The organism is Pseudomonas sp. GW821-FHT02B10 (genome assembly GCF_059421865.1).
Map to the genome: position 1 here is coordinate 106,932 of NZ_JBWKVU010000012.1, position 24,644 is coordinate 131,575.

The 24,644-nt window shown below is 65.9% G+C and carries 9 protein-coding genes; 3 read left to right on the forward strand and 6 right to left on the reverse strand.

Annotated features, from left to right (window positions below; translation table 11 throughout):
- Position 1 precedes the first annotated feature (1 nt).
- The gene (locus AC07VU_RS23420; protein ID WP_495030568.1) at positions 2 to 11,914 is read left to right on the forward strand and encodes a non-ribosomal peptide synthase/polyketide synthase; all 11,913 of its coding nucleotides are present in this window, start codon (positions 2 to 4) and stop codon (positions 11,912 to 11,914) included.
- A gap of 300 nt (positions 11,915 to 12,214) precedes the next feature.
- Here AC07VU_RS23420 and AC07VU_RS23425 read toward each other — a convergent pair whose 3' ends face one another.
- Both AC07VU_RS23425 and AC07VU_RS23430 read right to left on the reverse strand, forming a co-directional pair.
- Entirely contained in the window at positions 12,215 to 14,614 is a 2,400-nt protein-coding gene (locus AC07VU_RS23425; protein WP_495030569.1) for a TonB-dependent siderophore receptor, read from the reverse strand.
- Positions 14,615 to 14,767: 153 nt separating this feature from the next.
- Positions 14,768 to 16,420: a cyclic peptide export ABC transporter gene (locus AC07VU_RS23430; RefSeq protein WP_150052367.1), complete on the reverse strand. Its 1,653-nt coding sequence runs from the start codon at positions 16,418 to 16,420 to the stop codon at positions 14,768 to 14,770.
- A 186-nt stretch (positions 16,421 to 16,606) separates the two neighbouring features.
- On the opposite strand from AC07VU_RS23430, the gene AC07VU_RS23435 reads away from it, so the two are divergent.
- Complete coding sequence (locus AC07VU_RS23435; RefSeq protein ID WP_495030570.1) at positions 16,607 to 17,434, forward strand: N(5)-hydroxyornithine transformylase PvdF; 828 nt, start codon at positions 16,607 to 16,609, stop codon at positions 17,432 to 17,434.
- 128 nt (positions 17,435 to 17,562) lie between these two features.
- Here AC07VU_RS23435 and pvdO read toward each other — a convergent pair whose 3' ends face one another.
- The 3 genes from pvdO to pvdM are packed head-to-tail and all read right to left on the reverse strand — an operon-like array spanning position 17,563 to position 21,179.
- Positions 17,563 to 18,462 (reverse strand): dihydropyoverdine dehydrogenase, encoded by a 900-nt coding sequence (pvdO, locus tag AC07VU_RS23440; RefSeq protein WP_053262017.1) that lies wholly within the window; start codon positions 18,460 to 18,462, stop codon positions 17,563 to 17,565.
- 44 nt (positions 18,463 to 18,506) lie between these two features.
- On the reverse strand, positions 18,507 to 19,799 hold the full coding sequence (gene pvdN / locus AC07VU_RS23445) for a pyoverdine-tailoring periplasmic protein PvdN (RefSeq protein WP_495030571.1): 1,293 nt from the start codon (positions 19,797 to 19,799) through the stop codon (positions 18,507 to 18,509).
- Positions 19,800 to 19,829: 30 nt separating this feature from the next.
- A complete protein-coding gene (gene pvdM / locus AC07VU_RS23450) occupies positions 19,830 to 21,179 on the reverse strand; it encodes a pyoverdine-tailoring dipeptidase-like protein PvdM (RefSeq protein WP_274304157.1) in 1,350 nt (449 codons plus the stop codon).
- 218 nt (positions 21,180 to 21,397) lie between these two features.
- On the opposite strand from pvdM, the gene pvdP reads away from it, so the two are divergent.
- Positions 21,398 to 23,023 (forward strand): pyoverdine maturation tyrosinase PvdP, encoded by a 1,626-nt coding sequence (gene pvdP, locus AC07VU_RS23455; protein ID WP_274304156.1) that lies wholly within the window; start codon positions 21,398 to 21,400, stop codon positions 23,021 to 23,023.
- Positions 23,024 to 23,246: 223 nt separating this feature from the next.
- On the opposite strand, the gene AC07VU_RS23460 is transcribed toward pvdP, so the two are convergent.
- A complete protein-coding gene (locus tag AC07VU_RS23460; RefSeq protein ID WP_495030572.1) occupies positions 23,247 to 24,641 on the reverse strand; it encodes an efflux transporter outer membrane subunit in 1,395 nt (464 codons plus the stop codon).
- Between the last annotated feature and the right edge of the window lie 3 nt (positions 24,642 to 24,644).

Here is a 24,644-nt window from a genome sequence, read left to right on the forward strand (position 1 = left end):
AATGCTTTCCAATGAAAATATCGATCTGGTGTCTCGCTTCGTTCGCCTGCCTCTGGAACAACGCAAGCTGTTTTACAAACGGCTGCAAAGCCGTGGCATGAGCTTCGCCCAGCTGCCGATTGCCCCGACCCGTATGGAGGTCGACAGCCTGCCGCTGTCCTATGCCCAGGAACGCCAGTGGTTCCTCTGGCAGTTGGAACCGGACAGCGTCACCTATCACATACCCAGCGCCCTGCGCCTGAAAGGCCGGCTGGACCAGGCCGCGTTGCAGCGCAGCTTCGATGCTCTGGTGGCGCGCCATGAAAGCCTGCGCACCCGTTTGCAGATGGATGCCGAGCGCACGCTGCAGGTGGTCGATGCCCAGGCCAGCGTCGAGATCGTGCGGGTCGAGGCCGAGGGCGCCGACGACGCGCGGCTCAAGACCCTGGTGGAAGCGGAAATCGCCCGGCCCTTCGACTTGCAGCAGGGCCCGCTGCTGCGGGTCAGGCTGCTGCGCCTGGCCGAGGACGAACATGTGCTGGTGCTGGTGCAGCACCATATCGTTTCCGATGGCTGGTCGATGCAGGTGATGGTGGCCGAGCTGGTGCAGTTGTACGCCGGCTACAGTCAGGGGCAGAGCCAAGGCCAGGATCTGCAATTGCCGGCGCTGCCGATCCAGTACGCCGACTACGCGCTGTGGCAACGCAGCTGGATGGAAGCGGGGGAGAAGGAGCGCCAGCTGGATTACTGGTGCGCCCTGCTGGGGGGCGAGCAGCCGGTGCTGGAGCTGCCTCTGGACTATCCGCGCCCGGCGGTGCAGAGCCAGCGCGGCGCGCGTCTCGACCTGAAGCTGGAGGCGTCGCTGGCGGCGGGTCTCAAAGGCCTGGCGCAGCGCGAAGGCGTGACAATGTTCATGCTCCTGCTGGCCTCGTTCCAGACCCTGCTGTACCGCTACAGCGGCCAGTCGGATATCCGCATCGGCGTGCCGATCGCCAACCGCAACCGGGTCGAGACCGAGCACCTGATCGGCTTTTTCGTCAACACCCAGGTGCTCAAGGCCGATCTCGACGGGCAGATGACCGTTGCCCAGCTGTTGCAACAGACCAAGCAGCGCGCGCTGGAGGCCCAGGCCCACCAGGACCTGCCGTTCGAGCAATTGGTCGAAGCGCTGCAACCCGAGCGCAGCCTGAGCCACAACCCGCTGTTCCAGGTGATGTTCAACCACCAGGCCAACGCCCGTGGCGCCCGCGCCGAACAGCAGTTGCCCGGTTTGCGCGTGGAAGGCCTGGAGTGGGACAGCCACACCACCCATTTCGACCTGAGCCTGGACACCCAGGAGTCCGGCGACGACCTCTGGGCGTCCCTGACCTACGCCACCGACCTGTTCGAACCGGCCACCGTGGAGCGCCTGGCGCAGCACTGGCAAGGGCTGCTGCGCGGCATGCTCGATAGTTCGCAGAAACTGATCGGCGAGCTGCCGCTGCTGAGCGCGGACGAACAGCAGCGCATGCTCCGGGAATGGAATGCCGGCGCCACCGTCGCGGCGCAAGAGCCTGTGCATCGGCTGTTCGAGGCGCAGGCCCGGCAGCGTCCCGATGCCGTGGCCCTGCTGCTGGACGAGCAGCGCATGAGCTATGCCGAACTGAACCGCCAGGCCAACCGCCTGGCGCATTACCTGATCGGCCAGGGCGTTGGTCCGGAAGTGCTGGTGGGGGTCGCGGTCGAGCGTTCCTTCGCCATGGTGGTCAGCCTGCTGGCAGTGCTCAAGGCCGGGGGGGCCTATGTGCCGCTGGACCCGCAATACCCCCGCGAGCGCCTGGTGCATATGCTCGAAGACAGCGCCGTGCGCCTGGTGCTGACCCAGTCTCACCTGCGCCAGCGCTTGCCATTGCCGGCCGACCTGGCGGCCCTGGATATCGACCTGGCGGACGGGCAATTGGCGCAGTGCGCCGAGAGCGATCCAGGGCTGGCGGTCGATCCGCACAACCTGGCGTATGTGATCTACACCTCGGGTTCCACCGGCAAGCCCAAGGGCGTGGCCATCGATCACGCCGCCCTGAGCGAGTTCGCCGGAATCGCCGCGGATTATTCGCGGCTGTCCCGGGATGACCGCGTCCTGCAATTTGCCACCCTGAACTTCGACGGTTTCGTCGAGCAGCTGTACCCGGCCCTGACCCAGGGCGCCAGCGTGGTCCTGCGCGGTCCCGAGCTGTGGGACAGCGCCCGCCTGTACAGCGAAATCATCCGCCAGGGCATTACCCTGGCCGACTTGCCGACCGCCTACTGGAACCTGTTCCTGCTCGATTGCCTGGCGGCCGGCCCGCGCGCCTATGGCGCCTTGCGCCAGGTGCATATCGGCGGCGAAGCGATGCCCCTCGACGGTCCTGCCCAGTGGCGCCGGGCCGGCCTGGAGCAGGTGCGGCTGCTCAACACCTATGGCCCGACCGAGGCCACCGTGGTCTCCAGTGTGCTGGACTGCTGCGCGGCCGACCCGGTCATGAGCGCCACGGCCAGCCCGATCGGCCGCTCGTTGCCGGGGCGGGCCCTGTATGTGCTGGACCGCGACCTCAACCTGTTGCCGGTGGGAGCCGTGGGCGAACTCTATATCGGCAGTGCCAGCGGCCTGGCGCGGGCCTACCTGCAGCGCCCGCTGCTGACGGCGGAGCGCTTCATGCCCGATCCGTTTGCCGGTTCGGGCGAGCGGCTGTACCGCACCGGCGACCTGGCGCGCTACCGCGCCGACGGGGTGATCGAGTACATCGGCCGGGTCGACCATCAGGTGAAGATTCGTGGTTTCCGTATCGAGCTGGGGGAAATCGAAGCCTTGCTGCTGGCCCAGGCCGAGGTGCGCGAAGCCGTGCTGCTGGCCGCCGACAGCCAGCTGATCGGCTATGTGGTGGCGACGCAGCCGCTGACATCGCCAGAGCAGCAACAGGCCCTGGGCGAGCGGCTCAAGGCCGCGTTGCGCGAGCAATTGCCGGACTACATGGTGCCCGCGCACCTGCTGTTCCTGGAGCGCATGCCGCTCAACCCCAACGGCAAGCTGGACCGTCAGGCCCTGCCGCAACCGGACGCCAGCCAGGCGCAGCAGGCCTGGATCGCGCCGGTGAGCGCGCTGGAGCAACAGGTGGCGGCGATCTGGGCGGATATCCTGGGGGCCGAACGCGTCGGCCTCACCGACCACTTTTTCGAATTGGGCGGTCACTCGCTGCTGGCCATGCAGGTGGTCTCGCGCCTGCGCCATACCCTGGGGCTGGAAGTGCCGCTCAGGACCCTGTTCGAGCAGCCGCGCCTGGAAGGTTTCGTCCGCGCCTTGCCGGCCGGCGATGCCGAGGGCGCCCAGGCGCCGGCCATGCTGCCGGTCGAGCGCGGCCAGCCCCTGGCCCTGTCCTATGCCCAGGAGCGCCAGTGGTTCCTCTGGCAGCTGGAGCCCGAAAGCGCTGCTTACCATGTGCCCAGCGCCCTGCGCCTGAAAGGCCGCCTGGACCAGGCCGCGCTGCAACGCAGCTTCGACACCCTGGTGGCGCGTCATGAAAGCCTGCGTACTCATTTGCAACAGGACGGTCAGCGCACGGTACAGGTAATTCGCGGCGCAGCGTCCGTTGATATCGCACTGGCCGAGGCCGATGAAGCCCAGCTTAAAACCCTGGTGGAAGCGGAAATCGCCCGGCCGTTCGACCTGGAGCGGGGCCCGCTGTTGCGGGTCAAGCTGCTGCGCTTGAGCGAGGAGGAGCATGTGCTGGTGCTGGTGCAGCACCACATCGTCTCCGATGGCTGGTCGATGCAGATCATGGTCGATGAGCTGGTGCAGCTGTATGCGGCCTACAGCCAGGACCAGGACCTGCAGTTGCCGGTCTTGCCGATCCAGTACGCGGACTACGCCGCATGGCAGCGCGGGTGGATGGACGCTGGCGAAAGAGAACGCCAGCTGGATTACTGGATGGACCAACTGGGCGGCGAACAGCCGGTGCTGGAATTGCCGTTCGACCATCAGCGTCCGGCGGTGCAAAGCCATCGCGGCGCGCGCCTGGGCATCGCCCTGGACCCGCTGCTGGCCACCCAGCTCAAGGCTATGGCCCAGCAGCAGGGCGTGACCCTGTTCATGCTGTTGCTGGCTTCTTTCCAGACCCTGTTGCATCGCTACAGCGGCCAGGAAGATGTGCGCGTCGGCGTGCCGATCGCCAACCGCAACCGGGTCGAGACCGAGCGCCTGATCGGCTTCTTCGTCAACACCCAGGTGCTCAAGGCCGATATCGACGGGCAGATGACGGTTGCCCAGCTGTTGCAACAGGTCAAGCAGCGCGCGCTGGAGGCCCAGGCCCACCAGGACCTGCCATTCGAGCAACTGGTGGAGGCGCTGCAACCCGAGCGCAGCCTGAGCCACAACCCGCTGTTCCAGGTGATGTTCAATCACCAGACTGACGCCCGTGGCGCTCGTGCCGAGCAACAGTTGCCCGGCCTGCGGGTCGAGGGCCTGGAGTGGGACAGCCGCACCGCGCACTTCGATCTGGACCTGGATATCCAGGAAGCCGAGGAGGGCATCTGGGCGTCCCTGGGTTATGCCCTGGACCTGTTCGAGCCGGCCACCGTGGAGCGCATGGCCCGGCACTGGCAGAACCTGTTGCAGGCCATGGTCGCCGATCCACGGCAGAGCATCGGCCAGTTGAACCTGCTCGACAGCGCCGAACGGCAGCAGATCCTGACCCTGTGGGATCGCACGGGCTCCGGCTTCTCGGCCAAGCGTCTGGTGCATGAGCTGGTGGCCGATCAGGCCCGCAACAACCCGGATGCGGTGGCGGTGATCTTCGGTGAGCAGCAACTGACCTACGGCGAGCTGGAGCGCAGCGCCAACCGCCTGGCCCGGGCCCTGATCGCCCGTGGCGTCGGCCCGGAAGTGCGGGTGGCGATCGCCATGCCGCGCAGCGCCGAGATCATGGTGGCCTTCCTCGCGGTGTTGAAAGCTGGCGGCGTGTATGTGCCGCTGGACGTGGAATACCCGCGTGATCGCCTGCTGTACATGATGCAGGACAGCCGCGCCCAACTGCTGTTGACTCACACGGCGGTGCAGCAACAGCTGCCGATTCCGGACGGGCTGGACAGCCTGGCGGTGGACCGCACCCAGGATTGGGCGGGGGAGGACGACAGCGCGCCGAACGTGGCGCTGGACGGCGACAACCTGGCCTATGTGATCTACACCTCCGGCTCCACCGGCATGCCCAAAGGCGTGGCGGTGTCCCACGGGCCGCTGGTGGCCCATATCATCGCCACCGGCGAACGCTATGAAATGACCCCGGCCGATTGCGAATTGCACTTTATGTCCTTCGCCTTCGACGGCTCCCACGAAGGCTGGATGCACCCGCTGATCAACGGCGCCCGGGTGCTGATCCGCGACGACAGCCTGTGGCTGCCGGAACACACCTACGCGCAGATGCATCGCCATGGCGTGACTGTGGGTGTATTCCCACCGGTGTACCTGCAACAGCTGGCCGAGCATGCCGAACGCGACGGCAACCCACCGGCGGTGCGTGTTTATTGCTTCGGTGGTGACGCGGTGGCGCAATCCAGCTACGACCTGGCCTGGCGTGCGCTGCGGCCAACCTACCTGTTCAACGGCTACGGCCCGACCGAAACCGTGGTCACGCCGCTGCTGTGGAAAGCCCGCAAAGGCGATCCATGCGGCGCGGCCTATGCACCGATTGGCGAGCTGTTGGGCAACCGCAGCGGTTATGTGCTGGATGCGCAACTGAACTTGCAACCGATCGGCGTGGCCGGTGAGTTGTACCTCGGCGGCGAAGGCGTGGCCCGCGGTTACCTGGAGCGTCCGGCGCTGACCGCCGAACGTTTTGTCCCGGACCCCTTCGGTGCACCGGGCAGCCGTGTGTACCGCAGCGGTGACCTGACCCGTGGCCGGCCGGACGGCGTGGTGGATTACCTGGGTCGGGTCGACCATCAGGTGAAAGTCCGCGGTTTCCGCATCGAGCTGGGCGAGATCGAAGCGCGCTTGCGCGAGCAGGACTCGGTGCGTGAAGCGGTGGTGGTGGCCCAGGCCGGGCCGAGCAGCAAGCAGTTGGTGGGTTACATCGTCACCCTGGACCCGACAGTGGCCACGGATGCTGCCGCCCAGGCGACGTGCCGCGAGAACCTGCGCCGGGCGTTGAAGGCTCGTCTGCCGGACTACATGGTGCCGACACACCTGATGTTCCTCGAACAGATGCCGCTGACCCCCAACGGCAAGCTGGACCGCAAGGGCCTGCCACTGCCGGACGCCAGCCTGTTGCAACAGGAGTACGTGGCGCCGCAGAGCGAACTGGAACAACAGATCGCCGCGATCTGGGCCGAAGTCCTGCGCCTGCCCCAGGTTGGCCTGAACGACAACTTTTTCGAACTGGGCGGCGACTCGATCATCTCGATCCAGGTGGTCAGCCGCGCCCGTCAGGCGGGCATCCGCTTCACGCCCAAGGACCTGTTCCAGCACCAGACCGTGCAGAGCCTGGCCGCGGTCGCGCGCCAGGGGGCCGAGGGGCTGTCGATCGATCAGGCCGCGCTGAGCGGCGAGTTGTTGCTGTTGCCGATCCAGCAGGCGTTCTTCGAGGACGAGATCGCCGAGCGTCATCACTGGAACCAGTCGGTGGTGCTGCAACCCCATGAGCGCCTGGACCCGGCAATCCTCACCCAGGCCCTGCAAGCGCTGATCGTGCAGCACGACGCGCTGCGTTCGCGGTTCGTGGCCGATGCCTCCGGCTGGCACGCGGCCTATCGTCCGGCCGAGCAGCATCAGGCCGAGCAGGTGCTGTGGCAGAGCGCGCTGCAAGGCGTCGAGGAACTCGCCGCCCTCGGCGAAGAAGCCCAGCGCAGCCTGGACCTCGGCGCGGGCCCGCTGTTGCGCGCGGTGCTCGCCGAGCTGGCCGACGGTTCCCAGCGCTTGCTGCTGGTGATCCATCATCTAGTGGTGGACGGGGTGTCGTGGCGCATCCTGCTGGAGGACTTGCAGAGCGCCTATCGCCAGCTGGCCCGTGGCGCCGCCGTGGTGCTGCCGGCCAAGACCAGTTCGACCCGCGACTGGGCCCTGCGCTTGCAGGGTTATGCCCAGGGCGCGGCCCTGGAACGCGAGCTGGCCTGGTGGCAGGCGCAATTGCAGGGGGCCCGGGCCGAGCTGCCGTGCGCCAACCCGGACGCCAGCCTGAGCAACCGCTATGTCCTGAGCGTGACCACCCACCTGGACCAGGCCTTCACCCGCAAGCTGTTGCAGGATGCGCCGGCGGCCTATCGCACCCAGATCAACGATCTGCTGCTGACCGCCCTGGCGCGGGTCATCGGGCGCTGGAGCGGCCACGAGTCGACCCTGATCCGCCTGGAAGGCCACGGTCGCGAAGAATTGTTCGACGACATCGACCTGACGCGCACCGTGGGCTGGTTCACCAGTCTCTATCCGGTGAAGCTGGTACCGGCACCGACCCTGGCCGACTCGCTCAAGGCGATCAAGGAGCAACTGCGGGCGATTCCCGACAAGGGCATCGGTTTCGGCGCCCTGCGTTACCTGGGCAGCCCGCGGATCCGCGAAGCGCTGGGCCAGCTGCCGCGACCGCGGATCACCTTCAACTACCTCGGCCAGTTCGATGCCAGCTTCGAGGGCGGCGAGGCCGAAGGGCTGTTCGCGCCGTCCGGCGACTCCGCCGGTGCCGAGCAGAGCCCGGAGGCGGCGCTGGGCAACTGGCTGGAAATCAACGGTCAGGTCTACGGCGGCGAGCTGAACCTGAACTGGAGCTTCAGCCAGGCAATGTTCGACCAGGCGACTATCCAGCAACTGGCCGACGACTATGCCGAAGAGCTCAAGGCGCTGATCGAGCATTGCTGCCAGAGTGAGAACCGTGGCGCTACGCCGTCGGACTTCCCGCTGGCCAGGCTGGGCCAGGCACAGCTTGATGGCTTGTTATTGCCGATCCCGCAGGTGGAGGACATCTACCCGTTGTCGCCGATGCAACAGGGCATGCTGTTCCAGTCCCTGTACGGGCAGGGCTCGGGCGACTACATCAACCAGATGCGGGTCGATGTGCAGGGCCTGGACGTCGGGCGCTTCCAGGCGGCCTGGCAGGTGGCGCTGGAGCACCACGATATCCTGCGCAGCGGTTTCCTCTGGCAGGCGGAGCTGGAGCAGCCGCTGCAAGTGGTCTACAAGCAGCGGCAAGTGCCCCTGGTCGAACATGACTGGCAGCACCGCGCGGACCAGGCGCAAGCCCTCGACAACCTGGCCGAAGCGGCCAGGACCCAGGGCTTCGTCCTGGAGCAGGCACCCCTGCTGAGCCTGGTGGTGGTGCGCACTGGCGCCGACAGCCATCACTTGATCTACACCAACCATCACATCCTGATGGACGGCTGGAGCGGTTCGCAGCTGTTCGGCGAGGTGTTGCAACACTATGCCGGCGAGACCTTGCGCGCGCCTGTCGGGCGTTATCGCGACTACATCGCCTGGCTGCAGGCGCAGGACCGTTCGATCAGCGAAACCTTCTGGAAAGGCCAGCTGGCTGGCCTCGAGGAGCCGACGCGGCTGGCTCGCGGGGCTCATGATGGCAGGGCTCATGATGACAAGATCCGGGACGCGAGTGTCGCGCTGGTCAACGGCGCCCACCGCCTGAGCCTCGACCGGGACCAGACCGAGCGCCTCAAGGCCTTCGCCCAGGGCAGCAAGGTCACCCTCAACACCCTGGTGCAAAGTGCCTGGCTGTTGCTGCTGCAACGCCATACCGGCCAGCGCACCGTGGCCTTCGGCGCGACGGTGGCGGGGCGTCCGGCGGAGTTGCAGGGGATCGAGCAACAGGTCGGCCTGTTCATCAACACCCTGCCGGTGGTGGCCACGCCAAGCCCGCAGATGTGGGTGGGCGAATGGCTGCAACAGCTGCAGGAGCAGAACCTGCGCCTGCGCGAGCAGGAACACACGCCGTTGTTCGAGATCCAGCGCTGGGCCGGGCTGGGTGGCGAAGCGCTGTTCGACAGCATCCTGGTGTTCGAGAACTACCCGGTGTCCGAGGCGCTGGAGCAGGGCTCGCCAGCGGGCCTGCGTTTTGGCGCCATCGAGAGCCTGGAGCAGACCCACTATCCATTGACCGTGTTGCTGGCCATCGGCGAAACCCTGGCGCTGGAATTCAACTATGACCGCCAGGCCTTCGGCGCGCAGGATATCGAGCAACTGGCCGAGCACTTCCAGCAACTGCTGTTGGCCCTGGCCACGCCTGAGCCGCAGCGCCTCGCGGACCTGCCGTCGCTGCCGGTCGCGCAGCGTCAGCGGATAGTCCGTGACTGGAACGCCACGGCCCGCGATTACCCGCTACAGCGCGGCGTGCACCAGCTGATCGAAGAGCAGGTGCTGCGCAGCCCGGATGCGCCGGCCCTGATCTTCGGCGAGCAGCAGCTGAGTTATGCCCAGTTGAACCGCCGCGCCAACCGTCTGGCCCATCGCCTGATGGCCGGCGGTGTCGGTCCCGATGTGCTGGTGGGGCTGGCAGTGGAGCGTTCCATCGAGATGGTGGTCGGCTTGCTGGCGGTGCTCAAGGCCGGTGGCGCCTATGTGCCGCTGGACCCGGAATACCCGCGTGAACGCTTGGCCTACATGCTCGAAGACAGCGCGGTGAAGCTGCTGCTGACCCAGGATCACCTGCTGCAACGCTTGCCGATCCCGCACGGCCTGGAGTGCCTGGTGCTGGATCAGGGGCAGGTGCAAAGCCGCCTCGAAGGCTACCGCGAGGACAATCCGCAGGTGGCGCTGGACGGCGAAAACCTCGCCTACGTGATCTACACCTCCGGTTCCACCGGGCAACCCAAGGGCGCGGGCAACCGTCATTCGGCACTGACCAACCGCCTGTGCTGGATGCAGGAAGCCTATGGCCTGGATGCGCGCGACACGGTCTTGCAGAAGACCCCGTTCAGCTTCGACGTCTCGGTGTGGGAGTTCTTCTGGCCGCTGATGACCGGCTCGCGCCTGGTGGTGGCGGCGCCGGGGGATCACCGTGATCCGGAAAAGCTGGTGCGCCTGATCAACCGGCAGCAGGTCACGACCCTGCACTTCGTGCCTTCGATGCTGCAGGCGTTTCTTCAAGATCCGGCTGTAGCCTCGTGCCACAGCCTGCAACGGATTATCTGCAGCGGCGAAGCCTTGTCGGTGGATGCCCAGCAACAGGTCTTCGCCAAGTTGCCGGCTGCCGGCCTGTACAACCTCTACGGTCCGACCGAGGCGGCGATCGACGTCACCCACTGGACCTGCGTCGACGAGGGCCGGGACGCGGTGCCAATAGGGGTACCGATCGCCAATCTGGGCTGCTATGTGCTGGACAGCAACCTCGAACCGGTGCCGGTGGGCGTGCTGGGCGAGTTGTACCTGGGCGGGGTCGGCCTGGCCCGTGGTTACCACCGGCGGCCGAGCCTGAGCGCCGAGCGTTTCGTGGCCCATCCGTTCGTCAGCGGCGAGCGTATGTACCGCACCGGCGACCTGGCCCGCTACCGCGCCGACGGGGTGATCGAATACGCCGGCCGTATCGACCATCAGGTCAAGCTGCGCGGCTTGCGCATCGAGCTGGGCGAGATCGAGGCCCGCCTGCTGGAACACGCCCTGGTGCGTGAGGCCGCGGTGCTGGCGGTGGAAGGCAAGCATCTGGTGGGCTACCTGGTGCTGCGGGAACAGCCTGACGACTGGCGCGACACCCTGGCCGCGCACCTGGCGGCCCAGTTGCCGGACTACATGGTGCCGGCGCAATGGGTGGTGCTGGAGCAGATGCCCCTGAGCCCCAACGGCAAGCTGGACCGCAAGGCGCTGCCGAAGCCCGACGCGCAGCAGGGCGCGCAGGATTACGAAGCGCCGCAAGGCGAGCTGGAGCAACAGCTCGCGGCGATCTGGAGCGAGGTGCTGGGCGTGGAGCGTGTCGGCCGGAGCGACAACTTCTTCGAACTGGGCGGCCATTCGCTGCTGGTGTTGATGCTCAAGGAACGGATCCGCAAGGCCAGTGGCATCAGCCTGTCGGTCAGCCAGCTGATGCTCAACCCGACCGTGCGCGGCCAGGTCAATTGCCTGCAAGGCAATGCGCGCAGCTCGTTGATCGTCAAGCTCAACAGCCAGACCCAGGGCACCCCGCTGTACCTGTTCCACCCAAGCTACGGCTCGGTGCATTGCTACAAGGCCGTCGCCCTGGCGCTGCGCGAGCAGCGGCCGGTGATGGGCGTGATCTGTCGGGCCCTGGCCGAACAGGGGGCCGAAGTGCCGAGCTGGGAAGCCATGGTCGAGGACTACAGCAGGCAACTGCTGGACGCCCAGCCACAGGGCGCCTTCCGCCTGGCCGGATGGTCCCTGGGCGGCAACCTGGCGCTGGCAGTCGCCTATGCCCTGGAGCAGGCTGGCCGGCAGGTCGAGATGGTCGGCTGGATCGACTCTGCGCCGCCTTTCTGGCTCAAGCAGTACTGGGACGCGGCAGTGATCAGCGATGAGCGCGAGGTTTCGGTCAACGAACGGCGGGTGGCCTTGCTCGGGGTGATGTTCGGCGCATTCGCCGAGCCGATCCGCCAGTCCTGGCTGGACTGCCAGGCGGGATCGGCGGACGAGGCCGAGCAATGGAGCCGTTTCTGCGCCTGGGCCGAACAGACCCTGGGCGACGCCTTCCGCGAGATCAAGGAAGAGTTGCTGCGAGGCAACGAGGCCGAGATCTCCTGGGAAGTCGACCGGACCCTGACCGAGCGTCTGGAACAGGCCGACTTCAAGCCGATCAAGGCGCCGATCAGTTGCTGGTGGGCAGGCCTGAGCCGGGCCGGCCAGCACAAGGAGCTGATCGAGTCGAGCATGCGGCAGGTCATCGGCCAGTCCTGCGTGGCGCGTTCGGTGGTGATCGATACCGACCATGACCGGATCATCGACAATGCCGAGTTCGTGCAGAGCTTCGTCGCCGCGATGGAGTAAGCCCCAGCAGGAACAAAAGCGCCCCCGGCCACACCCGTGACCGGGGGCGTTTTTGTTTATACGGCGGGGCAGGGACGCGATGTAGCCGCTGCCGAGCCTTGGCGAGGCTGCGATCGACTGCGTAGCAGTCGCCAAACCCGGTGCCGGTGCAGGTCAGGCCCATTGCTTCGTCAGCTTTACGGGGCTGCGCCCCGATCGCAGCCTGCGGCAGCGGCTACAGGGGGACAGGGAATTCGGGGCAAACAAAAACGCCCTGGGAAGGCAGAACCTTTCCAGGGCGTGGGGGACGCGGGGGCAGTATCAGAAGTCCCAGCGGGTGGTGACCATCACGTTGCGTGGCTCGCCGTAGATGGCCGAGTTATAGAAGCCGACATTGGTGTAGTAGTACTTGTCGAAGATGTTGTTGACGTTGAGCGTCGCCGACAGGTTCTTGGTGATCTGGTAGCGGGTCATCAGGTCCACCACCCAGTAGGATTCCTGGGTGATGTCTTCATTCACGCCCTTGGGGCTGTTCCAGATTTGCTGCCAGGCCTTGTTCTGCCAGCGGGCACCGCCGCCGATGGTCATCTTGTCCAGGTCGCCAGTGAGCTTGTAGGTGGTGTAGAGGCTGAGCTGATCTTCGGGCTCGAAGGTCGAGAGCTTCACATCGTTGTCGTCGCGCACCACCTTGTGGGTGTAGCCGCCCTGCACCTGCCAGCCCGGGGCGAGCTCGCCGGACACTTCCAGCTCGTAGCCCTTGGTGGTCGCCTTGCTGCCCTTGAACGCGTAGTTGGGCGGCGTCGGCGTCTGGTTGTTGTAGGCGTCGTCCGGTACCGAACGGTTGGTTTCCTTGACCTCGAAGTAGGCCAGGCTGGCGTTCAGGCGACCGTCGAAGAATTCGCTCTTGATGCCGATTTCGTAGTTCTCGCCTTCATCCGGCTCGATCAGTTTGTTGTCGCGGTCGCGGTTGAAGTTCTCCTGGGGCATGAACACGTCGGTGTAGCTGGCGTAGACCGAGAAGTTCTCGTTCAGGTCGTAGATGGCCCCGGCGTAGGGAATGAAGCGCCCGGATTCGGTGTAGGTCGGGGTCAGGCCGGTCAGGCTGTAGTTGACCACGCGGCCGCCCAGCAGGACTTTCAGGTCGTCGGTCACGTTCAGGCGGGTGGTCATGTAGACGCCGGTCTGGCGGATTACGTCATCGGTGCGTTGCGACACCGGGCCCCAGTCGGGCTTGGGCAGGTTGCCGTGCCAGTTGTTGTAATCCACACGGTTGGGTACCGAGAAGGTTTCGTCCCAGTAACCCTTGCCTTTCCAGTGGGCCTTGCTGATCGAACCGCCGAGCACCAGGTCGTGGTCGCGGCCCAGCAGGCTGAACGGGCCGCTGACATAGAGGTCGGCCGAGTCGCTGGTGGTGTCGCCCTTGTAGCGTTGCGCGTTGATTTCGGCGCTGCCGTCGGGCTGCGGCTGGTTGAACTGGATGGAGCCCATCTGGGCGTCGTAGCCGTTGTACTTGTGGTCCAGTTGCAGCTTGGTCACCCAGCCGTCGCCCAGGTCGTGTTCCAGGGTGGCGAAGACCGTGCGCGTGTACTGCTGCCAGCTGCTCCAGTCCGTGGCGTTGCTGAACGAGCGCTTGGCGTCGTTGCGCTCGCCCTTGGAGTTGAGCAGCGGGAAGCTGCCGGACCAGGTGGAGCCCCTGGGGTCGTTGTCCTGATAGTCGGCGCCCACGGTCAGCAGGGTGTCGGGCGACAGGTCGAACTCGACGATGCCGTAGAACACCGAGTTCTTGGTCGAGTAGCGGTCGATGAACGAGTTCTTGTCCTGGTAGGCGGCCACGGCCCGGCCGCGTACGTTGCCGGTTTCGGTCAGCGGGCCGCTGACATCCAGTTCGCTGCGGTAGTTGTCCCAGGAGCCCGCGCCCAGGGTGGCGTGGCCCTGGAAGTCGGCGGTGGGCTTCTTGCGCACCAGGTTGATGGTGCCGCCCAGGGAACCGGCGCCGCTGAGCAGGCCGGATGCGCCCTTGAGCACTTCGATGCGGTCGTAGATCGCCATGTCGCTCAGGGTGTTGCCCGCCGAATAGGCGACGTTGCGCACGGCGGAGGGAATGCCGTCGTACTGGAAGTTGTTGATCGAGAATCCGCGGGAGTAGTAGTTGGTCCGGTCGGTGTCGAACGCCGACACGGTGATGCCCGGGGTATGGCGCATGACGGCATCGACGCTGTTGAGGGCGAAGTCATCCATGTGCTGGCGGGTGACCACGCTGATCGATTGCGGGGTTTCGCGCAGGGTCAGTGGCAGGCGGGTGGCGGTGGCGATGGTGCCCGGGGTGTAGGAGCCGGTGCCTTCGGTCACGTTGCCCAACTGGTTGGCGGTCACTTGCGTCGGGCTCAGTTCGAGGCCCTCGGCGCCGGCACTGGTGGCGCTGAGGGTCAGCGAGTTGCCCTGCAGGCTGTAGCGGATGCCACTGCCGGTCAGCAGGATGCCGATGGCCCGTTGCGTGTCCATCTTGCCCTTCACCGCGGTGCTCTGCTTGCCTTGCACGTCCTGCGGGCTATAGAGCACCTGCAGGTTGGTCTGCCGCCCGAACTCCTGCAGGGCAGTGCCTAGCGATTGCACGGGAATATCCAGCTCGATCTCTTGGGCCTGTACATAGCCGGCTACCGGCAGCGACACCGCAAGGGCCAATGCGCTGGGGAGAAGCTTGATGTTCAGGGCCTTTCGCATGGATAGCGCTTTACTCAGGGGACTGAGACCGAGTACTGCTGGCATGGATGCGTTCTCTTCTATGTATAGGTTGGCAGGTGCTGGTATTTATTGCGGTTAATTCTCATTACCGATAGTGAGACGTTCATCCATGGACAAACCGGAAAAAAAGATTCAGGCCGGTTGCATTTCGCGCACCACCTTGCCCGCGCGCAGACGGACCAGTTGGTCGGCGATATCGAAGTAGCGATCGTCGTGGCTGATGACGATGATGGTCTTGCCCAGGCGCTTGAGGTCCGGCAGCAGCTCGGTGTAGAAAATCCGCCGGAAGGCCGGGTCCTGGTCCGCCGCCCATTCGTCGAACACCAGCACCGGGCGCCCTTCGAGCCAGGCGTTGACCAGGGCCAGGCGCTTGCGCTGGCCGGTGGAGAGGTCGGTGGTGGTGAAGGCACCGTCCTTGATGCTGACCTTGTGCGCGATTTCCAGGCGGTCCAGGTATTGGCTGGCGCTGTCCAGTGACTGCTGGCCGCCGCCCTGGACCAGGTCGTCGAACAGGTAGTAGTCGGCGAACACGGTGGTGAACAGCTGGCGGTAGTCGTCCCGGGCCAGGTCGGTCACGGCCTCGCCGTTCAGGCGTATTTCCCCGGCCTGGGGTTGGTACAGCCCCAGCAGCAGTTTGATCAGGGTGGTCTTGCCGCAGCCGTTCTCGCCGACGATGAACACGATATCGCCTTGCTTGATGTCCAGGTCGATCGGCCCCAGGTGGAACGGCTCGCTGCCTTCCACCGGCGGCGGGCTGTAGCTCACGCCACGCAGTTCGAGGCTGTGCACCACGGGTTTCGGCGCTTCGGTAGCGTCCAGCAGCAGATGGGGTTCGGGGGAGGAGAAGCGCTCGGACAACTCGCTGATGCGGCCAAAGGCGATCTTCGCCTTGCCCACCACCGGCAGGTAGGCCACCAGGTTTTCCAGCGGGCCTTTCATGTACAGCAGCACCAGCACGAAGCCGGTGATCACGGTCGGGTCCGGGTTCGGGTTGTAGGCCTGCATGGCCAGGGCCAGGCCGATGACCACGAAGAACAGCATCGAGCCGAAGGTCTTGGCCAGGATATAGATGTTCACCGAACGCACCTGGATCGAGGCGATGCGATCCGCGGTTTCCTGGATGCGGTGGGTGTTCATGCGGTAGCGGCGCGGCCGGTGCATGCGCAGTTCCTTGGCGCCCGAGGCAATGGCGTTGTAATAGCGCTGCAACTCGTCTTCCTGGTCGCGGGCCAGGTCGAAGCCGCGGATCCCTTTGCCGCCGGCCACGTACTGCACGCTGGTGCCGATGATGATGGCCACCACCATCATCAGGAACATCGGCACCGACAGGTACGCCAGGTAGCCCAGGCAGCCCAGGGTGACGGTGGCGGCGATGGCCAGCGGGGTGAAGGCGAAGGAGAAGTCGCTGATGGTGTCGACGTCGTGGGTCAGCACCGGGATCAGGCGGTGGGAGCGGTAGCGTTCGATCTGGGTGATGGGCGCCGAGAGCACTTTTTCCCCCAGGTCCTTGCGCAGGGCGGCAATGATGCGCTGGCCCACATAGTTGGTGCCGATATCCGAGACGATCGAGCTGGTCAGCGCCAGCAGGCACAGGGCGGCGAAGGTCAGGACCACGCCCTGGGTCATGCCGGTCGCCGAGTGCAGGGCGTTGTTGATGGTGGCCAGCAGCAGGGTGATGGCCAGGCCGCCGACCATGCCCAGGGCAACGGAAATCACGACAGTGGTACGAAAGGGTCTGAGCAGGGCGAGCAATCCGTGGAAGGCTCCGCGCTTGGGGTCGGTCATAAGGGGTTCCCGGCAGTGAATGAAGGGTCGAGGCAGAAAGACCCGTACTCATGACAGACGAACCGTTGGCGGCAGTATTTAGCGCGGCCGCGGGCGTGGATAAATTGCCCGGCGCCTGTTTCGTTCTTGTTTTGCAGGTGCACGCGTAACGACGTCGTGCCTGGCCCATTCAGCGAGAGCGAGCAAATGACGAAAAAGAATCTGGTGTATGTCTGGTCCCTGAGGAACGCGGCGGCCGACAAGGCCGGGCAACCGGTGGCCTACAAGGATCACGAGCGCTACATGAAGTCGGTGCTGGAGTTCCTGGTGGAGACGCTGAACCAGACGCCCCTGGGCGACGCTTATAACCTGGTCGGGGTGGTCTATGACGATGACGAACAGTCGCCACGGGACCGGCAACTGGTGAGCGACTACGGCTTTGCCTATCAGCCCGGCCGGCAATGGTTGTACCCGGCCGACCTGCAGGTGCAGGGGCGCCTGGTCAACGACCTGCTGCTCAGCGTGCCGTCCACCTATCGCCGCCATCCGCGCGGCTCGGCCGAGCACATCGCCGGCAAGCAGGATTTCGAACGTCGCCTGCATGACACCCTGGTGGAGCTTGCGGCCGATATCGTAGTGCTCGACGGCCTGCTGGTGATCCTCGACGAGCTGGTGCGTCCGGGCGCGCCTTTCGCGCGGCGGATCATGAATATCCATCCGGGCATCACTCGCCTCGAGTCGCCCTATGAGCGTCGCGGTGCCTATGCCACCTGGAATGCGCTATACGGTGCCCGTGGGCAGAAGGTGGTGGACTGGACCACCCGGGAAACCGAGCCGGTCGAGCCGCTGTACATGACCGGTGCCTCGTTCCACTACGTGGACAACGGCATCGATTCCGGCGAGGTGTTCCATGACGTGCTCAACACCGAGATCGCACCTGAGGACACCATCCTCGAACTGCGCTGGAACAACTTCAACAACAGCCTGTTCCCGGCCTTGCATGAAGGCTTGGCGTTGCTGGCCCAACAGGGCTGAACCCATTGGCGGGCGCTGCACCTGGCGCCCGCTGTCTCGCAAGCCCCCCGGGTCGATCGCAATCTGTAGCCGCTGCCGCAGGCTGTGATCGGGGCGCAGCCCCGTAAGCCTGCGACGCGGGCGCGGGGTTACAGTTCGCGCACGACGCGGAAGCCGATCCAGTCGCCGCGGGTGCTCGGGTAGATATTGTTGCGATTACCCGAACGCGAGAACACCGGAGCCTCGCCCCAGTCGTTGCCACGGATCTGCAGCGATTCGCAGCCCGGCTCTACCCAGGCACTGCCATCGGTAGGCGCGCCGACATAGTTGGCGTGTTCGCAGTCGGCGATCCATTCATAGACATTGCCATGCATGTCGTACATGCCGAACGCATTGGGCGGGTAGCTGCCCACCGGCGAGCTGAAGCTGTAGCCATCGGCCGGGCCATAGGTATTGGCGTGCTTGGCGATGCTGTAGCCCTTGCCTTCATCGAACGGAAACGGGAAGGGCCCCTTGGAACCGGCGCGGGCGGCGTATTCGCGCTGGGCCTCGCTGACCATCGAATAGTTGTGCCCGGTCTTTTTCGACAGCCAGGCGACATAGGCCTTCACGTCGGCGAAGTCCATGCACACCGCCGGCTGACGTGGGCCTTGCGGGTAGCGCGGCTTGCTGGCGACGCATTCGCGGCCGGGGCGGGTGTCGCCATTGGCGATGACCACGCCGGTCTGCTTGACGTAGCTGTCCCATTCGCCGGCGGTGATCTGGAAGCGACTCATGGCAAAGGGCTTGGCGAAGGTCACGTCATGCATCGGGCCTTCGTCGGGCTCGCGGCCGACCTCGTCGTCCGGAGTGCCCATGGTGAAGGTGCCGGCGGGCAGCACGACCATTTCCGGGCAGTCCTTGCAGTCCTTGAACACCTGGCCCGGTTGCGGTGTGGCGGCTTGTGCGCCCTGGCACAGCAGGCCGCCGAACAGGGCGAGCAGGGAGGTGGCGCAGAGTTTTTTCAGGGCCAGTGGTGGGGTGGCGGGGTGAGTCGGTTCAATGGTCATGAGTCATCTCAAGGGTAGGAAGGTGGATCGCCAGTGGCGCGCGCTCAGAGGGTGCGCGCCAGCAGGTCCATGAAGCGGTCGATCTGCGCTTCGTCGTTGAGCAGCCCGGGCGCGGTGCGGATCACCGGGCCGACGTCGCGGTCCACGGCATCGGCCACCACGCGGTTTTTCATCAGGTAGGCGGCGACCGCGTCGCTGTCCTTGCCCTTGACCCGGAAGAAGGTGAAGCCGGCGGACAGCTCGCTGCTCAGCGGCGTCACCAGTTCGATCTGCGGATGTTGCTGCAGGCGTTGTTTCAGGTAGCTGTTGAGGCTGTGAATGCGCGCCTGGACCTCGGCCTTGCCCAGTTCCAGGTGCAGCTTGAAGGCTTCGTCCAGCGCCCAGCGGTGCTCGAAGGCGTGGTAGCCGCCGGGCGACATGGAGGTGGCGAAATTGTTGTCTTCGGAGAAGGTCGGCGTCATCGGGGTGACGTCCTTGAGTTCCTCGGAGCGGGCGCAGACGATGCCGGTGCCGCGCGGGCCGAACATCCACTTGTGGGTGCCGGCGATAAAGAAGTCGCAATGCATGTCCGGGAAGCTCAGGTCTTCCACGCCGAAGCCGTGCACGCCGTCGACCACGTAGAGGATGCGCTCCTGCTCGGCGCGCTCGCGGTTGAGTTCCTCCACCAGCTGGCCGATCTGCCCGATGGGCAGTTTCACGCCGCTGCCGGACTGCACCCAGGTCATGCCCAGCACCCGGGTGTTGGGGCGGATGCTGCGCTTGATCGAGCCCAGCACTTCGTCCACCGACACGCTGTGCGCGTTCTCGAACAGCTTGATCTTGCGCACCTGGGTGCCTTGTTTTTTCACTCGAAAGTCCAGGCTGTACTCGGTGGAGTAGTGTTCGTGGACCGTGGTGAGGATCTCCTGGTCCGGGCGCACATGGAGGCCGCCGTAGATCATCGCCAGGCCTTCGCTGGTGCTGCCGGTCAGGGCGATCTGCCCGGGCTTGGCGTCCAGGTAGCGCCCGGCCCATTTGCGCACCTCGGCTTCGCGCTTCCAGGTTTCCTCCAGGTCCCAGTCCATGGCCAGGCCGGGGTTGCGGTCGATGCTCGCGCGGTGGCGCTCGATGGCGTCGCGCACCGGCTTGGGGTGGGAGGTCACCAGGAAGTTGGAAAAGTGCAGGTAGTCCGGGTCCTGGTTGAACAGTTGGCGCAGTTGCAGCCATTTGTCCCCGGGCGCCGGGGTGCTGTCGCGGGCTTCGTCGGCCCGGGCCAGGGAGGCGAGGGCGGCATTGCCCAGCGGCAGGCTGGCGGCGAGGACGCCGGCCTGTTTGAGAAAGGTACGACGGTCAGTCATGGGGCGGTTTCACTTGTCGGCAAAAGAGGTTCAACGGTTGGCTACGGGGCGCGCGGCCTTCTGCACCTGGTCCCAGACCCGCAGGAAGTTGCCGCCCCAGAGCTTGGCGATATCCGCCTCCGAGTAGCCGCGCGACAGCAGTTCGGCAGTGACGTTGCGGATCTCGCCGACGTTCTCCCAGCCCTTGACCCCGCCGCCTTCGTTGAAGTCCGAGCTGATGCCGACATGGTCGATGCCGATCTTGCGTACGGTGTAGTCGATGGCGTCGCCCAGGTCCTTGAGGGTCGCCTTGGGTTCCTCCTCGAGGATGGCGTACAGCTCGCCGGCGTACTGGCCGAACTTCTGCTCCGGCCAGGCCGAGATGATCGGGTCGCCCGGCATCAGGGCCATGGCCAGGTTCGGCAGCGGCGGCAGGTCGAAGCGCGCGCGCAGGGCGTTGAGCTTGTCCTGGGTGGCCTGGGTCAGCGGGCGCAGGTACTGCGAGAAGCCGACCACCTGGACCACGCCGCCGCTGTTCTTGATCAGTTGCATTTCCTTGTCGCTGAGGTTGCGCGGGATATCCACCGAGGCCCGGGGCGCCGAGTGCGAGGCCACCATCGGCGTGCGGCTTAGCTGCGCCACCTGCTCCAGGGCCTTGGTCGACATCTGCGAGACATCGATGATCACCCCCAGGTCGTTGAGGCGGTGCACCGCCTGCTTGCCGATCTCCGACAGGCCATCGAGGGCGTCCGGGGAGTCGTTGAAGAACGGCAGCGGCCGCGAGGAATCGGCCCAGGCGTTGTTGCCGATGTAGCTGAAGCCGAACATGCGCATGCCGCGGGCGGTCCACAGGTCCAGCAGGTTCAGGTCGTTGCCCAGGGGGTAGGCGTTGAGCATGCTGATGAAGATCGCGAACTTGCCTTCGCCGTGCAGGCGGCGGAAATCGTCTGGGGTATAGGCGATGCCGACCTGGTTGGGGAAGTCGCGGACCATGCCGGAGATGATCTTGTAACGGACCTCCTGCTGGTTGCGCGCTTCCTCGACAAAGCCCTCGGTGGGGCGATGCGGTGCGTTGGGGCCATTCCACATTTCCGGCCAGCCGAAGAGGGTCAGGGCCGCGCCGGACAGGCGCCCGCGATTGGCCTTGACCAGGTCGAACTGGCCACCACCGTCCTTGTCGAACTCGTTGCCGGCGGCGCCGAAGTCCAGCGGCAGGCTGATGTGGCTGTCGAACGACAGGATGCGCTCCTGCAATTCATCGGCCTGCTTGATCACCTTGACCGGGTAGCCGGGGTTGCCGCGCAGCCAGTAGTCCCAGGCCAGAAAGCCTGCTCCGGCAGCGATGGCCAGGGCCAGCGGCAGACCGATGTAAAGAGCCTTTTTCGAACGTGGTTTTGTCATTGCCATCTCAGTCGGGTTCGCCGTCAAAGTGCAGGCGTGCCGGTACAGGTGCAGCGCCTTTGCTATCTGGGAAGAACGAGTGAGGTCGGGGGAAAATTAGGCTCCGTGGCCGGTCTACGCGGCGGGCGCGGACCTTTGTTGGCGCCGCTTAAATTTCCCCCTACTGCAAACGTCCTAGCTGGGATAAGGCCTGCTTCAGGGCTGACACAGGTAGGGCAATGACGATTTCTCGACGAGGGTTTATCGCAGGCTTGGCGCTCACTGGAGCTGCGGTGCCCGCGGCCATTTATGCGCACCGTGAATTGACGCGTGAGGAGGAGCCGGAAACTCCCGGCGAAGCGACGGTCGATCTGGCTGACACCGCCGGCCAGCAATTGGCGGACAAGCTGCGCGGGGTCTGGACCCTGCGTTTCGAGGGCGCGGACGGCGGCCTGGCGGGCTTGCCGCGCGAGGGGTTGGAACTGTTTCTCGACATTGCCCAGCGCGGGCGCGGCCTGCGCGGCTACCTGGACCGTGCCGAGGCCTTGCGTGGCGAGGGCGAGCCGCGTTACCGGGTAGTCGGCGATCTGCTGGCGCCCGACCCAAAGCAGCTTTACTGGCGCCTGGTCAGCGCCGATGCCGGCGACGGCGCGCCCTGTTATGAGTTCAGCGTGGCGCTCGACGAGGTCTGGGCCGATTTCGGCAACGCCGGCAGCGGCACGCTCAGCGGGCGCATCCTGCGCCTGGACCGGCCGTTGGTGCTGCCCGAGCAGGACAATCGCTTTGTCGCCACCAAGCAGCTGTTTCCCGAAGCCCGCCAGCGTATCGGCCTGAATCCGACGCTGCTGGCCTGGCTGATTTCCCCCGAGCACCGGCTGTTTCACCAGCTGTGGCATGCCTCGCGGGACAAGTGGCACACCCTGTCCGAAGAAAAGCGCGACGCCCTGCGCGGTATCGGCTGGCAGCCCGGCCCGCGTGGCCAGGAGCGTGACGCCCGAGGCAAGCGCAAGGATCGCAATGGCTCGGGTATCGACTTCTTTTTCATGCACCGGCACATGCTCGGCTCCGCGCGTTCCATGCAGGACCTGCCGTCCTGGCTGAACTTCCCGACCCCGCAGCCGGAGCTGGAGCGCGATCGCCAGGGGTTTGCCCGCTATTTCGACAACCATGACGGCTTCGCCCTGCCGCCGACCTGGCTGGCCAGCGACGACGCCGAGTACACCCAGTGGGTCAGCGACATCAAGACCGCCGAGACCTACCACAGCAACTTCCAGGTCTGGGAATCGCGTTACCGCGACCCGCGCTACCTGTCGACCCTGACCCTGGGGCAGTTCGGTTCCGAGGTGGAATTGGGCCTGCACGACTGGCTGCATATGCGCTGGGCCTCGGTGCCGCGCGACCCCTCCAACGGCGCGCCGGTGCCGTTCGCCCGCGATCCGGCGGATTTTTCGGCGCGCTGGTACGCCGCGGAAAACGATTTCCTCGGCGATCCGTTTTCTTCCCATGTGAGCCCGGTGTTCTGGCATTTCCACGGCTGGATCGACGACCGCGTGGAGGACTGGTTCCGCGCCCACGAGCGCTTCCATCCGGGTGAAGTCAGCCGCCTTGAAGTCAACGGCGTGCCCTGGTTCGCCCCCGGGCGCTGGGTCGAGGTCGACGACCCCTGGCTGGGCCCGGACACCCACGGTTGCAGCACCACCCCGGGCCTGCAGCTGGGGCGCTCGGTGGAGATGGACCCGGAAACCATGAAGCTGGCGCTGCGCATCACCTTCGCCGAGGAAGACAAGCTGGCCGAGCTGTTTCGCAAAGTGCCCAAGCGGCCCTGGTATGCCCGCCACCTGAAGGTGCGTGAGCGGTTGCTGTAACAATGCTCACCGCCCGTACAGACAGCCAGGCCCGGTAGCCGCTGCCGAGCTTGCGAGGCTGCGATCGAGGTGGGCGGCATTGCGACACAGTCCTCGCAAAGCCTGTGCACGGGATTTGTCTGCAACACCGTGTTGCCTGATTCACGGCCGCTTCGCGCCCGGTCGCAGCCTCGCTGCGCTCGGCAGCGGCTACAGACGAAGCAGCGGTGCGCAATCTACATTTTCAGAGGGCTTGCCAGCCGCCCCCCAAAGCCTTGTACAGGGCGATGCTGGCTTGCAGGCGCGACAGCCGCAGTTGCACGTTCTGGTCCTGTGCGGCGTACAGGGTGCGCTGGGTTTCCAGGACCGTCAGCAGGTCGGCGGCGCCGGCCTGGTAGCGGCTCTGGGCGATGTCGAAGGCGATCTGTGCCTGGCGCAGTTCTTCGCTCTGCCATTGCCGCTGCTGATCGAGGCCGCGGATGCTGGCGAGGGCCTTTTCCACATCGGCGAAGCCGTTGACGATCGCCCCGCGATAGCTTTCCAGCAGCTCTTGCTGGCGCGCCCGCGCCTTGTCGCGTTCGGCGCTCAGGCGGCCGGCGTTGAAGATCGGCGCCGCCAAGGCGCTGGTGAGGTTGTAGAAGGGGCTGCGCAGGATATCCGAAGCGGAATTGGCCCCCGAACCGAGGCTGGCGCTCAGGGTGACAGAGGGTAGCATCGCCGCCCGCGCCACCGTGACGTCGGCCTGGGCGGCGGCGAGCCTGGCTTCGGCGCTGGCGATGTCCGGGCGGCGGCTCAACAGGTCGCTGGGCACGCCGGCGTCGATGCTGGGCCAGCTCAGTTGGGCGAAGGGTTGCCGGCCGAGGTCGAGGCTCTGCACCGGCTGGCCGAGCAGGGCGGCGAGGGTGATCCGCGCGTCCTCGGCCTGTTGCTGCACCAATGGCAGCTGGCGCTGCTGGGCGGCCACCAGGCTCTTCTGCTGGGCCAGTTCCAGGGCAGTGGCCGAGCCTGCGTCGTAGCGGGTCTGCACCAGCCTGAGTACGCTCTGCGCATTGGCCAGGTTGAGTTCGGCGATGCGGCTCTGCTCGCGCAGCGACAGCACCTGGGTGTAGCTGTTGGCGACGCCGCCGAGCAGGGTCAGCTCGACGGTGGCCTGGTCGAATTCACTGGCCCGCAGGCTTTCCACGGCGCTGTCGCGGGCCGCGCGCTTGCCGCCCCAGAAGTCGATTTCATAGCTGGCGCTGAGGCTGGCGTCGAAGTAGTCCACGGCCTTGTTGCTGCTGTCGGCGTCCAGTTGGCTGTAGCCGTTGCCGCGCAGCAGTTTCTGCCGGTTGGCGTTGAGCGCTCCCTTGAGCTCCGGCAGCAACGGCGCGCCGGCGATCACCGCCGAGGCCTGCGCCTGGCGCACCCGGGCCATGGCGGCGGCCAGGTCGTGGCTGCCCAGGCGGGCCTGTTCGATCAGGCGCTCCAGTTGCGGGCTGCCGAAGCGGGTCCACCATTGGCGATTGTCCTGCTGTGCGGCCGCGGTATGGGGCGAATGCCAGGCGGGCGGGGCCTGCAGGCCGCTGTCCGGGCGCGGCGCGGGGCTGCTGCAGGCCGCCAGTAACAGGCTGGCGGCGATAAGGCTGAGGGACGCTTTCATAGG